Origin of the sequence: Bacillus andreraoultii (genome assembly GCF_001244735.1) — a bacterium.
GTDB classification, from domain to species: Bacteria; Bacillota; Bacilli; order Bacillales; family Caldibacillaceae; genus Caldifermentibacillus; species Caldifermentibacillus andreraoultii.
This window is the reverse complement of record NZ_LN868937.1, coordinates 2,472,893-2,488,194: the sequence shown is the minus strand read 5'-3', so window position 1 is coordinate 2,488,194 and position 15,302 is coordinate 2,472,893. Positions and strand designations below refer to the sequence as shown.

At 34.2% G+C, this 15,302-nt stretch carries 13 protein-coding genes and 1 pseudogene; 11 read left to right on the top strand and 3 right to left on the bottom strand.

The window, feature by feature from the left end:
* Positions 1 to 123: 123 nt before the first annotated feature.
* From BN2144_RS17095 to BN2144_RS17075, 5 genes are all read left to right on the top strand, one after another.
* Entirely contained in the window at positions 124 to 678 is a 555-nt protein-coding gene (locus BN2144_RS17095; protein ID WP_033829450.1) for a methylated-DNA--[protein]-cysteine S-methyltransferase, read from the top strand.
* Positions 679 to 709: 31 nt separating this feature from the next.
* The gene (locus tag BN2144_RS17090; protein ID WP_033829449.1) at positions 710 to 1,144 is read left to right on the top strand and encodes an acyl-CoA thioesterase; all 435 of its coding nucleotides are present in this window, start codon (positions 710 to 712) and stop codon (positions 1,142 to 1,144) included.
* A 199-nt stretch (positions 1,145 to 1,343) separates the two neighbouring features.
* Positions 1,344 to 1,739: a DsrE/DsrF/DrsH-like family protein gene (locus tag BN2144_RS17085; protein WP_033829448.1), complete on the top strand. Its 396-nt coding sequence runs from the start codon at positions 1,344 to 1,346 to the stop codon at positions 1,737 to 1,739.
* A gap of 71 nt (positions 1,740 to 1,810) precedes the next feature.
* Positions 1,811 to 3,754 carry a CoA-disulfide reductase gene (locus BN2144_RS17080; RefSeq protein WP_033829447.1) on the top strand — a complete coding sequence of 648 codons (1,944 nt, stop codon included), beginning with the start codon at positions 1,811 to 1,813 and terminating at the stop codon, positions 3,752 to 3,754.
* Positions 3,755 to 3,951: 197 nt separating this feature from the next.
* Positions 3,952 to 4,512 (top strand): CBO0543 family protein, encoded by a 561-nt coding sequence (locus BN2144_RS17075; RefSeq protein ID WP_230199765.1) that lies wholly within the window; start codon positions 3,952 to 3,954, stop codon positions 4,510 to 4,512.
* Between the two features lie 139 nt (positions 4,513 to 4,651).
* On the opposite strand, the gene BN2144_RS17070 is transcribed toward BN2144_RS17075, so the two are convergent.
* Positions 4,652 to 4,960 carry a hypothetical protein gene (locus tag BN2144_RS17070; RefSeq protein ID WP_033829445.1) on the bottom strand — a complete coding sequence of 103 codons (309 nt, stop codon included), beginning with the start codon at positions 4,958 to 4,960 and terminating at the stop codon, positions 4,652 to 4,654.
* Between the two features lie 166 nt (positions 4,961 to 5,126).
* Between BN2144_RS17070 and BN2144_RS17065 the strand changes: the two genes are divergently transcribed.
* The 3 genes from BN2144_RS17065 to BN2144_RS20165 all read left to right on the top strand — a co-directional run bounded on the left by BN2144_RS17065 (position 5,127) and on the right by BN2144_RS20165 (position 8,182).
* Positions 5,127 to 6,812: a methyl-accepting chemotaxis protein gene (locus BN2144_RS17065; RefSeq protein ID WP_050632354.1), complete on the top strand. Its 1,686-nt coding sequence runs from the start codon at positions 5,127 to 5,129 to the stop codon at positions 6,810 to 6,812.
* Positions 6,813 to 6,912: 100 nt separating this feature from the next.
* Positions 6,913 to 8,022 carry a YhcN/YlaJ family sporulation lipoprotein gene (locus BN2144_RS17060; protein ID WP_033829444.1) on the top strand — a complete coding sequence of 370 codons (1,110 nt, stop codon included), beginning with the start codon at positions 6,913 to 6,915 and terminating at the stop codon, positions 8,020 to 8,022.
* 16 nt (positions 8,023 to 8,038) lie between these two features.
* Positions 8,039 to 8,182, top strand: a complete 144-nt coding sequence (locus tag BN2144_RS20165; protein WP_187367029.1) for a hypothetical protein — start codon at positions 8,039 to 8,041, stop codon at positions 8,180 to 8,182.
* Positions 8,183 to 8,458: 276 nt separating this feature from the next.
* Here the strand turns inward: BN2144_RS20165 and BN2144_RS17055 are convergent, their stop codons facing one another.
* Positions 8,459 to 8,749 (bottom strand): hypothetical protein, encoded by a 291-nt coding sequence (locus BN2144_RS17055; RefSeq protein ID WP_033829443.1) that lies wholly within the window; start codon positions 8,747 to 8,749, stop codon positions 8,459 to 8,461.
* Between the two features lie 109 nt (positions 8,750 to 8,858).
* Here BN2144_RS17055 and BN2144_RS17050 point away from each other — a divergent pair, with 109 nt between their 5' ends.
* A complete protein-coding gene (locus BN2144_RS17050) occupies positions 8,859 to 11,042 on the top strand; it encodes a YhgE/Pip domain-containing protein (RefSeq protein WP_033829442.1) in 2,184 nt (727 codons plus the stop codon).
* Between the two features lie 55 nt (positions 11,043 to 11,097).
* On the opposite strand, the gene BN2144_RS17045 is transcribed toward BN2144_RS17050, so the two are convergent.
* The gene (locus BN2144_RS17045) at positions 11,098 to 12,285 is read right to left on the bottom strand and encodes a lactate 2-monooxygenase (RefSeq protein WP_094763156.1); all 1,188 of its coding nucleotides are present in this window, start codon (positions 12,283 to 12,285) and stop codon (positions 11,098 to 11,100) included.
* A gap of 549 nt (positions 12,286 to 12,834) precedes the next feature.
* Here BN2144_RS17045 and BN2144_RS17040 point away from each other — a divergent pair.
* Both BN2144_RS17040 and BN2144_RS19580 read left to right on the top strand, forming a co-directional pair.
* Positions 12,835 to 13,836, top strand: coding sequence for an IS3 family transposase (locus tag BN2144_RS17040; protein WP_425321166.1), 1,002 nt, complete (start codon positions 12,835 to 12,837; stop codon positions 13,834 to 13,836).
* A 97-nt stretch (positions 13,837 to 13,933) separates the two neighbouring features.
* Positions 13,934 to 15,261 (top strand): annotated as a pseudogene (locus tag BN2144_RS19580) (IS3 family transposase).
* Positions 15,262 to 15,302: the final 41 nt, after the last annotated feature.

Here is a 15,302-nt window from a genome sequence, read left to right as displayed (position 1 = left end):
GCTTTTTTTAATAAGAAAGGTTTCATTTATCTAGATACGAGTAGAAATAATATACCCCCTTTCATATGGAGACGCGATATAATTAACTCGTGAATGATATAAAAAATTGTGGGAGAAATAATAATGATGACAAATCAAAACATATATTGGACATTACTAGAACATAATCAATGGAATCTCTATATAGCAAGTACAGACAAAGGTCTTTGTTATGTCAGTGGAAATAATCAATCTTTTCAAGAATTCATGAATTGGAAAAACAAACACTTAAATAAAAATATCATACAACAGAACGATGAAAAAAATAAAAATTATATTAACCAATTAATTGAGTATTTAGACGGAACAAGGCAACAATTTGATATCCCTATTGATGTTTATGGGACTGACTTCCAGAAAAAAGTTTGGCTTACATTATGTCAAGTATCATATAGTCATTTGTCAACATACTCAGAAGTTGCTAAGAAGATTGGAAGCGAAAGAGCAGTAAGGGCAGTCGGTACTGCTATTGGGGCAAACCCTATTTTAATAGTAGTACCATGTCACCGAATTATCGGTAAAAATGGTACTTTAACAGGATATCGCGGAGGATTAGACATGAAGCAACAATTATTGAAATTGGAAGGAACAATTGAATATAACAAGAATTATAGATTAAAAATTAAGAATAATATATAATATAAATGAATGGTATACAAGGAGGGGAATTATGGGGGAGGAAATGAAATTTTCACATCGGTTACGAGTACGATATTCAGAAATTGACGGGCAAAAAATCGTCTTTAACGCACATTATTTAACTTATTTAGATATTGCTATGTCAGCATATTTTGAAGAAGGCTTACAAATGAATCTTGCTGATCTTTCACAAGAGGGAACATTTGACTTTGTGTTAGCAAAATCAACTTTAGAATATAAAAAGTCAGCCCAACTTGGTGATTGGCTTAATATTTGGTGTAAAGTGAAGAAGCTAGGTCACACTAGTTTTACTATGGACTTTAAGATTACAAGAGAAGGAGAATTAGATCCCATACTTCTAGCTGAAATCATCTATGTTTGTTATGATCCAGAGGCACGGACATCAAGACCTGTTCCTAATTTTATTCGTGAAAAGATTATCCGATTTGAGAAAGAATCTGCTTAGAAGGTAATGAGTTGGAGGCTGTTCGTTCAGCCTTCCCCTATACATATCTACGAAATTACGATTGCAAGTTCAATTATGTCTTTAGTTAGCTTTAATTAAAACTGTTGACATCAGATACAATGGAGGGTATTATACCTATAGGGGTAGGTGGAAGTTTGGTTTTATTTATACCCATATAGGTATCATAGGAGGGGAAAAAATGAGTGGAAAAGTAGCAATTATAGCAAGTAATAATGGAGTATTTGATGCATACAAAGTGTTTAATATTGCAACAGCCGCAGCCTCAATGGATCAAGAAGTAGCTGTCTTCTTTACTTTTGAAGGGTTAAACTTAATTCATAAACAAGCGAATAAAACATTACCGATGCCTGAAGGGAAAGAACGTTTTGCTGAAGGGTTTGCCAATGCAAATGTTCCTTCTATCCCAGAAATGGTAGAGATGGCACAAGGCTTAGGAGTGAGATTAATTGGCTGTCAAATGACAATGGACGTTATGGGTCTTACTGCAGATGATTTTATTGAAAATGTAGAAGTCGGTGGTGCTGTGACATTTTTACAATTTGCTAAGAATGCGGATGTATCATTAACTTTTTAACAATGATTTCATAAAAAATAATGATCCAATTAGGAATACTTGACGTAAAAACTTGGGAGGTACGAATATTCATGACAAAAAAAGTAATCATTGTTGGTGGTGTTGCTGGTGGAGCTACTGCAGCTGCACGATTAAGAAGAATAAGTGAAGAAATAGAAATTATTCTTATCGAACGTGGAGAGTATATTTCATTTGCTAATTGTGGATTGCCATATTATATTGGTGAAACGATTAAAGATAGGGATAAATTATTTGTTCAAACAGTAGAAGGTATGTCTAATCGATTTCAGCTTGATATTCGGAATTTAAGTGAAGTAATAAACATAAATCCAGAGACGAAAACGATTACAATTAGAAACTTGCAAACTGGTGAAATTTATGAAGAAACGTATGATAAATTACTATTATCACCAGGAGCAAAACCAATTGTACCGCCAATACCTGGAATAAATGAAAATAAAATAGTATTTACTTTACGAAATATTCCTGATACGGATCGGATTAAATCGTATATAGATGAACAGAAACCGAAAAAAGCGGTTGTCGTTGGTGGCGGATTTATCGGAATTGAAATGACAGAAAACCTTGTTGAAAGAGGAATTGAAGTAACACTTATTGAAATGGCAAATCAAGTAATGGCACCAATTGACTATGAGATGGCAAGTATTTTGCATACACATTTACAAGAAAAAGGTGTTAAATTAATTCTTGAAAATGGTGTGAAGGAATTCATAGATCAAGGCAAAAAAGTCATTTTATCAGATAATACAATCATTGAAACCGATATAACCATCTTATCGATTGGGGTACGCCCAGAAAATGAATTAGCGAAATCAGCAGGTTTAGCTTTAGGTGAACGTGGTGGTATTATCGTTAACGAATTCTTGCAAACATCAAATGAAGATATTTATGCTATTGGTGATGCGATAGAGGTAGTAGATTTTATTAATAATACGAAAACGATGATTCCTCTTGCAGGTCCAGCGAACCGTCAAGGACGTATTGCTGCCAATAATATAATGGGTAAAAAAGTAAAATATAAAGGCACACTCGGCACATCAATTGCAAAAGTATTTGATCTATCCGTTGCTTCAACAGGTAACAATGAGAAAACGTTAAAACGTTTAGGTATTCCGTATGAAGTGGTACATATTCACCCAAGTTCACATGCAGGATATTACCCTGGGGCATCACCAATTGCACTGAAATTAATTTTCGATAAAGATACAGGAAAGATTTATGGTGCGCAAGCAGTTGGTGTGGATGGTGTAGATAAACGAATTGACGTGATTGCCACAGCCATCATTGGAGGATTAACTATAGAGGATTTAACGAATTTAGAACTATCGTATGCACCACCATTCTCCTCAGCAAAAGACCCAGTAAACATGGCCGGATATGTAGCTTCAAATATTGTTTCAGGTGACTTAGAACAAGTACAATGGCATGAAATTGATGACATCATTGCTAATGGAGGTTTGTTAATTGATGTTCGTGAACCAGTGGAACGAGAGTTTGGATTCATTAAAGGCTCAATAAATATTTCTTTAAATGAATTGCGTAATCATTTGAATGAACTACCTAAAGATGAAACCATTTATGTGAGTTGCCAAGTTGGTCTACGTGGGTACTTGGCAAGTAGAATTTTAAATAATCATGGCTTTAAAGTGAAAAATGTTGACGGTGGTTGGAAAACATATTCGTCAGTATTTAAAAATGACTCGATAAAAGATATGAAAACAAATGATCTAGGTGAAACAATAATCGGTTCAGCTAAGGAAGAAAGTGTGGAGGCACATCATGTTGTTGACGTGACTGGACTAACTTGTCCGATGCCCGTCATTAAATTGAAAAAAGGAATTGATCAACTCGAGAGCAATCAAGTTCTGGAACTTCATGCGACAGACAGGGGAACATTAAATGACATTCCAGCTTGGTCGAAAAATTTAGGTCATACATTATTAAAAACAGAGCAAGATGGACCAGTTATTAAATTTTGGTTAAAAAAGAAATAAAGAGATAATCAAAATGTTAATTAGATGAACTGTTGGGGCAACTCAGCAGTTTTTTATATTAAATAATAGGTAGGAAAGAACAACAGAGTAACCGTGTATAAATTAATAATAGGAAGACAAAATAAATTTTAGCAAAGAATGTCGATGTACAACTAGTGAACAATAGAAGATTACTATGTAAACAAAGGATGATTTCATTGGAAGAACGGATACGGCAATTCGATAAAATTGTAAAGATGACAAAGGAAGCACAAGAAGCCTTAACCCAGTATTTTTTTAATTATAAACTATATGCTTCTTTTGAATATTGGATGATGATTGCAATATTAATTGCACCTCTTATATTCATTTTGATTAAAATTGATAAAAAGAAAATCTTGCAAATTGGAATGTATGGCTATGGAATACATGTATTTATTAGTTATCTTGACTTATTTGGTCGTAATAGCGGATATTGGAATTACCCTTTCCCCTTAATCCCTGCATTACCTGGCCTATCCCTTGACTCAAGCCTAATCCCGGTTTCGTACATGCTTATGTATCAATGGACGATAAAGCGTAATAAAAACTACTATATATATGCCATCCTATTATCAGGTGGATTTGCATTTGTTTTCAAGCCTCTAATAGTTGGAATTGGATTATTTAAACTATATGGTATCAATTATTTTCATATCTTAATCATATATATTATCCCCGCAATTATGTCTAAATTGATTACAGATTTCTTTTTGTGGTTACAGAAAAAATATGGATGAACAGATTTTTTTAAAAGCAATTAGACCGGTTTTTAAGCCGGTCATATTATTTTCTATAATTTTACCTAGAGAGATTTTCATAAATACCCCTGTTACTATCCCCATCCATCCAATTTTCCCTCTACAATATCAATTTCTTCTAAAGGAGATCAGCAATTGTATATATTTCTTTAAGACGTAAGCGATAATATTTTGACTCGGAATGAGAATTGTTTAATGTTTCTTTAATTATGCTCATTATCGCATGGCAAATAAAATGTTCAACATCCTCCCGTTTCTTAAGTACTTTAAATAAAGAAAAAATATTTTTAATTGTATCAGTCATACTAATCACAATTAAATAATCTTGGATAGTTAAATAGCAATTTTTATAAATCACCTTCCTATCCTGATTGATGCCATAATGGTCAAAAATGAGAGTAGATAGTTGGGTATAATATTGGTTCATTAGATTCACTCCTTATTTTCCTTTCATTTTTAGTATTTACAATAGTTTTAATAAAAACCACAAATCATTTTGCTTATAATCAGATGATTTGTCACAAAATTGCATTGAAGAATGTCGAAAAACCCCATATACTGGAATTAAGAAATAAAGAAAGGGGTTACAAACGTTGACAATACAAAAAAAGATGATCTCGGCTTTTTCAATTATATTGTTATTATTAGTTATTATTTCCGGTTATACATATTACCAATTTACAGTAATCAATAAGTCCTATTCAAAAGGAATTAAGGAAGGTTTAGAAGTTGTTAAGCTAGGATCAAAAATGGTTGATTTAACACGAATGGAGCAAGTATCAATCAATAGTTATTTACAAACAGGTAATCAAGAAAGTATGGATGCATATAAAGCGGCTACGAATGAATTTTACGATAAAGCAAAAACGGTCGGAAAATTAAATCTTGATCCAGAAGGTGAGAAAATATTCAAAGACTTAATATACATCGAATCACAGTTTCGTGTGCTAGCAGATCAATACGTAAACTATAAAAGTGTTGGCGCTGAGGACAAAATTAAAATGCTAATGTTAGGGAATGGAAACACAATTTCATCAACGATTGCAGATCTAGGAGACAAGGTTTTAGTTTATCAAGAAAAAAACTTAGCACAAAAGAGAATAGAATTATCACAACAAGTAGAAGCGACTAAAACAATATCACTAATAATTAGTATACTTACTGTCTTTGTGGGATTAATTGTTGCTATTTTTATTAGTCGGAAAATTACTAAACCTGTACAAGAACTAGCAGGATACGCGAATAAAATTGCGGATGGGGACCTAACAATAGAAGATTTCCGAATAAAAATGAGGGATGAAATTGGTGACTTATCAAACTCATTTAAAAAAATGGTCAACAATTTGAAAACATTAATTGGCCAAGTAGGTGAAACGTCTGAACAAGTTGCTGCTTCTTCAGAGCAATTAATGGCAAGTGCAGAGCAAACATCGTCAGTAACAAACCAAGTTGTAACCGCTATACAAGAAGTGGCAAGTGGAAACGATATTCAAGCGAAAAATTTAGACAATACCTTTGTTACATTTAACGAGATATCTTCAGGTATGCAAAAAATGGCGGAAACAACTTCTACAATTGCCAAGTTTGCAAGTGATACTGCAGGTCAAGCAAAAAATGGAAATAACTATATTAGGAACGTTATAAAACAAATGAACGCAATTAACACAACAACGAACGAAACAAATGAAGTCATTAAAGAGTTAAGCACGAATACATCAGAAATCGGAGCAATTATTAACGTCATTACCGAAATTGCTGAGCAGACAAATTTATTAGCGTTAAACGCAGCCATCGAATCAGCAAGAGCTGGTGAGCATGGAAAAGGTTTTTCTGTAGTTGCTAACGAAGTGAAAAAACTTGCACAAGCTTCGAGGGAATCTGCAAAACAAATTTCAAATATTATTACAAACATACAAAATGACACCGTACACGTCATTGAAAAAATGAATGATAATACGAATGAAGTGGCAAATGGTCTTAAACTTGTTACCGAAACTGAAAAAACATTTAGCTCTATTCTCTCCTCAGTAGACACAGTAAATATTCAAATTCAAGATTTATCAGCCATTGCAGAAGAAATTTCATCCAGTTTTGAACAAGTAAGTGAAAGTGTAGAAGAAATTGTAAATATTACGAATGAATCTGTTAAAGCTACAAATGAAATTGCATCCTTGTCTGAAGAACAATTAGCTGCTATTCAAGAAATTGCTGCTTCTGCATCAACATTATCAAATATGGCAGATGGATTGCGTGAAATGATTAAGAAATTTGTTTTGTAAATCTTCGTCAAAACTTCCAAATTCTTATCTCCTCCTCTTCGAATAGATTTATCTGAATAAGACAATCTAAACACGAGTAAGTGAGGAGGGGGAATGTGAAATGAACAAAAAATGGATTATCACAGGTCTAACTGTTGCAACATTAACATTAACAGGTTGTGGAGCTTTAAATGACAATGCTGGTAAGGATAATAACGGAAAACAACTTACTCAAAATACTCGATACAACAATAATTTAAATCGACCAATGGATGTAAAGTATGACCTACGTAATAATGATCTACGAAGTGCTGATCGTACGCTAACGAAATCCAATCGTGTAGAACGTGAAGTTGAAAAATTAAAAGAAGTGGACGATGCACACGTCATCATTTCTAACAACAATGCCTATGTGGCAGTAAGGCTTGCTGGTAGAAATAATCAAGGGATTAATGACAATAACTTGACAAACAATGGCTATACGAATGTTAATTATGACAACAATGGTAATGTGAATCGTAACCGGGCATTAGACGGAGATGGTAATGGATTTTTAGAAAATGGCAGAGTAAATCGTGATAACAATAATAATGCTAATGATGGCATAATTGATGGAATTGACGATGCAGGTAATAAAAATACGAAAGCTCGGGACAATCGTAACGATGATGGTTTTAATTTAGGGGTAAGAAATGACAACAATAATTATGGACTAAATGTCGGTTCAGATAATAGTGGAAACAACACGGGTATTAATGTAGGTACTAGAAACAACGGAAACAATAATGGAATTAACGTTAATAATAAAAACAATGGAAAAAATAGAGGACTAAACGTAGGAAATAAGAGTGGAAACAATAAAGGTGTAAATGTAGGGAATCAAAATGATAACAATAACGGATTGAATGTTGGAACGAATAATGGTACAAATGGAAGCTACATTATCGATATTGACAATAATACGAACAGAAAGAACAACAATTATAGTCCTGTTTCCAATCGTTTTGAGCAAAAAGTTGCGGATCAAGTAAGAAAAGCAGATGATAAAATTCATCGTGTTTATGTATCAGTAAACCCTGATTTTTATAATCAAATGAATACAATGACGAATGATATCCGAACAAATCGAATCAATAATACGAATGATCATAACGGTCTATTTGATCGTTTCGATAATATGATAAATAATTATTTCGGTAATGGAAATAATTACCGATATAATACCCGATAGTCCAGGGGGAGCAAATATGAGTAAAAAACAACAGTTTTTGGCGGGCGATAAAATTACGAAAGATAATCAAATATTTGGGACGCCAAACAGTAAAGTAAAAGACGGAACAGGGAATTCTCCAAATGATGATGTAAATCAGAAAAAAGGTCAACGACTATAAATAAGAGTTTGTCCTAAAAAAACGTAAAAATTAAGAGTATATCAAGGTTTTGAACATGAATATGGGCATCCGGAAATCACAAATACGACTTTCTGGATAGCCCATTTTTAGGAAAGTATAAGTTTTCCAAGTAAGGCTTAGACAGCTTACATCAAAGCCAAAAACACTTTTTTTTTTGGCGAACTGTCTCTCGGCTCACCAGAAGGCTTTCGTCTTTCGTTTTTATTATACTCTGACAAAAGACAAGGAGCGGTTAATAAAGGTTTCTTCAACATGTTACGTCTCTACCCTCTTTAAATATTTTTTGCGAAAAGTAATCCAAGCTGTTTTTAAGGATGAATATAAACCAATGGCTGCAGCACCATAAAAGCCTCCCATAAATAAACCAGCCCACAAATCTTTTGGATGACTTATAAAAATAGAAAATAAATACCCGATAACGGTCGCTACCGTAGGAATATATTTCTTTGGAATTGGAAAAATTTTTATCATTTGGGTCAATATCATGATGGACGGCACTGCTATAATACCATCCCAAAAATTTGTTTGTATTTCTGGAAACTCCATATTTCCCGTTCCTTTCATCTATTTCTATACATAGTATTGAGCTCATAGGTTGAAACTATTCTCATACCACCACCATTTTACAAAAATTTTCATGATGAGGGGTTTCCAAATGAATAGTTGGCATATTTTTATCAATGATATCAAAAATATTTGCTCGAACTGGGTAGCAGGTATCATCGTTATTGGTTTAATTATATTACCTTCTTTATATGCTTGGTTTAATATTAAGGCGTCATGGGATCCATATAGTCAAACAAGTCAAATCCCGGTTGGAATTGTTAATGAAGATGAAGGTGCAACAGTTCATGATAAAGATATTGATGTTGGGAAGGAACTTGTAAAAACTTTAAAAAGTAATAAGTCCATGGGCTGGCGCTTTACGAATCGGAAAGAAGCAATGGAAAAGTTGAAATATGGAGATTTTTATGCAGTAATAATCATTCCTAAAAATTTTTCTGAGCGGTTATCCACAGTAATTAGTGATCATCCAACAAAAGCTGAAATTGATTATTTTGTTAATGAGAAGATTAATGCAATAGCTCCAAAAATTACTGAAAAAGGTGCAAGTGTCATTGTAGAAAAGATTAGCGGAAAATTTATTTCCATTGTAAATGGAATGATTTTTACAATATTTAACGATTTAGGAATTGAATTAAATAAGGATTTACCCGATATGATTAAGTTTGAAAATTATATTTTTACATTAGAAAAAAATTTACCGAATATTCATCGAATGTTGTCAGATTCTCGAAATGATCTCGACAAAATTAGTGGGCTAATAAATAAAGCACAGCATTTGACTCCAGAAGTAGATAAATTTACGAATATTGGATTAAAGAAAATCAATCAAACAGAACAAGCTATACATGAAGCGAACACACGATTGAATGCAATAAAACCAAGAATTGAAGAAGACCTAAATAAGATACAGCAACTCCAATCAAACATCAATCATCTTATTCAAAGCTTGAATGAAGCGGATTTACAAGTTTCCGATCGTAATACATTAAAACAATATATTGTTGAACGAACAGCTACTTTAAAGAGTAATGTTCAATCTGTTCAAAATATGTTAGAAAATATAAATCACATTGACTCAAATACAAATCAAGGTGAAGTTCCTCCAGAGAAAAATACAACTGATGAAAAACGAATTCAAGATGCAATCACTTCTTTAAAAAAAATAAATAAAATGGTTGATGATATTCAAAATCAGACAGGGAAAGTTGATTCGAATAAAGAGAATGAAGCAATTAAGAAAATCATTCCCGATATAAAAGCGAAATCGCAAACAGTGAGTGATCAAGTGGATGCTTTTATGAATAATTATAAAAAAGCAATTGAACCATTTGTTAATCAAAAGATTGAAGCAGTACAAGACGGGCTCAAAAAAGCAAAAACAATTTTAGAAGATGTCCATAATACAATTCCTGAAGTGGAAACAATCCTTAATCGAACGAATACCAATGTGAACAAAGGAAAAGATATGTTGGACTTTGTAAGTGGGGAGTTTCCGTATATTAATGATAAAGTATTAACTCTTGCAAATAAAATACGAAAAATAAGGGGAGAATCTGATATTAATGAAATAATTGATCTTTTGCGGAACGATCCAACTTCTGAGGAAAGTTTTTTTGCAGAACCCGTTGTTTTAAAAGAAAATAGTATCTTTTCAGTCCAAAACTACGGAACCGGGATGACCCCTTTTTATACAGTTTTGGCAATATGGGTCGGTGGTTTATTGTTAATTTCGTTATTATCAACCGAACTAGATAATCCGGAAGAATTTTCTTCTCGTGATATTTATATTGGACGATTATTAACATTTGCTACGGTTGGTTTTTTTCAATCATTCATTGTAACAGTAGGGGACCTCTTTTTACTAAAGGTGAAAGTAGCAGAACCGGGATGGTTTGTCTTATTTGGTATCTTCTGTAGTTTTATATTCATTACAATTGTGTATACTTTAGTCTCTGTATTTGGAGATGTCGGAAAGGCTTTAGCTATTGTTTTGTTAGTTCTTCAAATTGCTGGATCAGGAGGAACCTATCCAGTTGTATTACTACCAAAGTTTTTCCAAAATATAAATCCAATCTTACCGTTTACATATGCTATTGATATGATGAGGGAAGCAACAGGAGGAATACTATGGAAGAAAGTACGATTTGATACAATATATCTCTGTGTATTTGGTCTTGTTGCGTTTATCGTAGGTGGATATATGAAGGAGTATATTAATAAGAAGACGGAAAATTTAAAGAAAAAGTCGAAGGAATCGGGAATCTTTCATTAAGAACGTTATGATCCTCTCATAATGGTTATCTTGAGGGCTAGCTATTGTTTTTTAGCTAGCCTTTAAATGGTAAAAACGATTCATTCTTTATTAAAATCGATGAGTTAATTTCTTCGACGGATGTTAACCCGGTTAAGCCTAAAGTGATATCTAAGTCAGCAATCAGATTTTGTAACACCTCTTTGACTCCACGTTCTCCATTTACAGCTAGTCCATACATACATGGTCTTCCAACGAATACAGCTTTTGCCCCGAGTGCGATTGCTTTAATTATATCTGAACCACGTCTAATTCCACTATCCATGAAGACTGGTATCTTTTGATCAATTACTTCACAAATTTTCGGAAGCGCGTCCAATGTGCTTATTGCCCCATCAACTTGTCTTCCTCCATGGTTCGATACAATGATTCCATCTACCCCATATTGTAAAGCAAGTTTCGCATCGTTTGGATGAAGAATCCCTTTTAATAGAATCGGTAGGTTTGTTTGCTTTCTTAAAAAGGCGATATCATCCCAAGTTAATGCTGGGTTTCCGAAAATTCGAGTCCAGTACATAATGGCTGACATAGGGTCTTCTTGAGGTGATTTTTCAAGTTTTGCAACAAATGCAGGATCAGTAAAATAATTACCAACGCCTTCTCCCGCTAAAAATGGTAAATAAACATTTTTTAAATCATATTCACGCCAAGCCATCATGGGTGTATCTAATGTAACGACAATGGCAGAATACCCAGATTGTTCTGCTCTCTTCACAAAACTAGCGGTAATATCAGGATTTTTACTCCAATATAGTTGGAACCAACGCGCAGCATCCCCCATCGCTTCAGCAATTTTTTCCATTGGAACCGTCGAAGCAGAACTTGCAATATAAGGTATTCCTAAACTTGCAGATGCTTTTGCTGAGGCAATTTCTCCGTCTGGATGAATGATGGATTGTACCCCGATTGGCGCATGCAAAATGGGGAAAGGGAAGGTGTGACCCAATATTTCAACAGAGAGATCTCGATTTTCAACGTTGCGAAACATCCTTGGTATAATTTTCCAACGATGAAACGCCTCAAGATTAGCCTTCATCGTTTTTTCTCCACCAGCCCCGCCGGCAACATAATAATATGGTCCATCTTCCAAAATTTCACGAGCACGGCTTTCCCATTCTTCATAAACGACGGGCAATCGTTCTGGGTCGGGATTTCCCATTGTTGAATAAATTTGAAATTGTACAATATTACCAATGTTTTTCACTTTTCCCATCCTCCTTTTATTGTCAATTGGCTCTAGGATTCTTCCAAAATGTTAGTCAAATTGTTATCATCATGTTCTTTGCTCTTGTTATCTTTGTGTAGTAAAAATCAGAATAAAGGGCGTAAAGTTGTTTAGTTAAATCCTATATTTCGAACAGCCTACTCTAGGTGTTGAATAAATAATTATTTCTCATAAGGATAAATTTTCAAGTTGTAAGAAATATATTCTTCTAAAAAACGGATTATTCAAGATATATAAGAAAATAGTCTATGAGTGAATGAAGACATATGCTTTGCTCATGAGTTGTCAGTTGCAGAGTATCTGATAACTATAGTAAATAAAATGAAGGGAAACATGGATAAAGAATAAATTGTAGACTGTAACCAGACAAATTTAAGAAACCAAATAAAAAATAAATTCAATTGTTAGGTATGTACCCATTCCAAATATACACTTTTGCATATTCTGTAATTGAATAACTTAGGTCAATTCATCAAAATCAAATCAATTGATGTATTGACGAAAGGAATAGAGGAGGAGTAGGTTAAAATGGTACCTGTAGGTAGGACACTTGAAAAAGAGGGTTTCACCTACAGGTATTTTTTTATATACTTGAATTTTAGAATATTAGGATTAGGGGACAACATGAGTAAAATAACTTTTTCAACCAAAGAGATAAAAACACTTCAACAGAATCCAAATATACATCGTGTCAGCGATCGGTCTATTACCTATACTGACGATTTTAAAAATAGATTTATTGATGAGTACCTAGCTGGCAAACTCCCTCGTCAGATCTTTGCGGAGAACGGTTTCGATGTGGACGTTATAGGAATAAAACGAATCGAACAGTCAGCCTGCAGGTGGAAAAAGGCCTATGAGAAGAATGGCTTGATTGGGCTTACGGATACGAGGAAAAACGCTTCCGGCAGACCCTTGAAACGTGAGCTTTCACCGTCCGAAGTGATTGAAAGACAAAAGGCAAGAATCGAACTGTTGGAAGGACAGGTTGAGCTGTTAAAAAAGCTAGAAACGACAGAAAGGAGGCTGCTAAACTCAAGCGAAAATCTAAATCCGAATAATGCATATCAATTGATTCAGGAGACCATTGAACAAAATGGATTTAAGGGGATGACCAGGTATCTATGTGGCCTCTTAGAGGTATCCCGGTCTGGATATTATAGCTACCTAAAGGCTTCCTCTTTCCGGGAAGCAAAGGAGAAATTGGATCTTGAAGCGAAGGAAATCATTTTAAAGGCCTTTAATCGGCGCGGATATAAGAAAGGTTCACGCTCCATTAAAATGATACTGGAGAATGATTTTAACATTACGTTTAGCCGTAAAAAGATACAGAGAATCATGAGGAAATATGGAATCATCTGTCCTCACAGAAAGCCAAATCCTTATAAAAGGATCGCTAAAGCAACCAAGGAGCATCAGGTTGTTCCAAACAAGTTAAATAGGGAATTTAAGCAAGGAGTTCCAGGAAAAGTGTTATTAACGGACATTACTTATTTGCCATATAACGGAAATTCCATGGCTTATTTNTAAAATGGTACCTGTAGGTAGGACACTTGAAAAAGAGGGTTTCACCTACAGGTATTTTTTTATATACTTGAATTTTAGAATATGAGGATTAGGGGACAACATGAGTAAAATAACTTTTTCAACCAAAGAGATAAAAACACTTCAACAGAATCCAAATATACATCGTGTCAGCGATCGGTCTATTACCTATACTGACGATTTTAAAAATAGATTTATTGATGAGTACCTAGCTGGCAAACTCCCTCGTCAGATCTTTGCGGAGAACGGTTTCGATGTGGACGTTATAGGAATAAAACGAATCGAACAGTCAGCCTGCAGGTGGAAAAAGGCCTATGAGAAGAATGGCTTGATTGGGCTTACGGATACGAGGAAAAACGCTTCCGGCAGACCCTTGAAACGTGAGCTTTCACCGTCCGAAGTGATTGAAAGACAAAAGGCAAGAATCGAACTGTTGGAAGGACAGGTTGAGCTGTTAAAAAAGCTAGAAACGACAGAAAGGAGGCTGCTAAACTCAAGCGAAAATCTAAATCCGAATAATGCATATCAATTGATTCAGGAGACCATTGAACAAAATGGATTTAAGGGGATGACCAGGTATCTATGTGGCCTCTTAGAGGTATCCCGGTCTGGATATTATAGCTACCTAAAGGCTTCCTCTCTCCGGGAAGCAAAGGAGAAATTGGATCTTGAAGCGAAGGAAATCATTTTAAAGGCCTTTAATCGGCGCGGATATAAGAAAGGTTCACGCTCCATTAAAATGATACTGGAGAATGATTTTAACATTCGTTTAGCCGTAAAAAGATACAGAGAATCATGAGGAAATATGGAATCGTCTGTCCTCACAGAAAGCCAAATCCTTATAAAAGGATCGCTAAAGCAACCAAGGAGCATTAGGTTGTTCCAAACAAGTTAAATAGGGAATTTAAGCAAGGAGTTCCAGGAAAAGTGTTATTAACGGACATTACTTATTTGCCATATAACGGAAATTCCATGGCTTATTTGTCAACCATAAAAGATGCGTCCACTAACGAACTCCTAGCTTACCATGTTTCTGATCGTATCACTCTAGACATCGCAACAAAGACGATTCACAAACTAATGAAAAACAAGAAGATTACACTACATAAAGATGCCTTCATCCACTCTGATCAAGGGAGCCATTATACGAGCCCCAGATATCAAAAGTTATTAAAAAAATATGGCCTAGGACAATCTATGTCCCGAAGAGGGAACTGTTGGGATAATGCCCCTCAAGAGTCTTTCTTTGGTCATTTAAAAGATGAAGTAGACTATCAATCTTGTAAATCCTTAAAAGAACTAAAAGCAAAAATAAATCACTATATGGTTTACTATAACAATTATCGATATCAATGGAATTTAAAAAAGATGACCCCTATTCAATATAGGAATCATCTTCTAGTTGCTTAACCTCTTTTTTTATTGTGTCCTTGACATAGGTACCATTTTAA

Bases quoted from the DNA above. Each gene is read 5' to 3' on its own strand.
- BN2144_RS17095 (WP_033829450.1), top strand. From the start codon at position 124: ATGATGACAAATCAAAACATATATTGGACATTACTAGAACATAATCAA.
- BN2144_RS17090 (WP_033829449.1), top strand. From the start codon at position 710: ATGGGGGAGGAAATGAAATTTTCACATCGGTTACGAGTACGATATTCA.
- BN2144_RS17085 (WP_033829448.1), top strand. From the start codon at position 1,344: ATGAGTGGAAAAGTAGCAATTATAGCAAGTAATAATGGAGTATTTGAT.
- BN2144_RS17080 (WP_033829447.1), top strand. From the start codon at position 1,811: ATGACAAAAAAAGTAATCATTGTTGGTGGTGTTGCTGGTGGAGCTACT.
- BN2144_RS17070 (WP_033829445.1), bottom strand. From the start codon at position 4,960: ATGAACCAATATTATACCCAACTATCTACTCTCATTTTTGACCATTAT.
- BN2144_RS17060 (WP_033829444.1), top strand. From the start codon at position 6,913: ATGAACAAAAAATGGATTATCACAGGTCTAACTGTTGCAACATTAACA.
- BN2144_RS20165 (WP_187367029.1), top strand. From the start codon at position 8,039: ATGAGTAAAAAACAACAGTTTTTGGCGGGCGATAAAATTACGAAAGAT.
- BN2144_RS17055 (WP_033829443.1), bottom strand. From the start codon at position 8,749: ATGGAGTTTCCAGAAATACAAACAAATTTTTGGGATGGTATTATAGCA.
- BN2144_RS17050 (WP_033829442.1), top strand. From the start codon at position 8,859: ATGAATAGTTGGCATATTTTTATCAATGATATCAAAAATATTTGCTCG.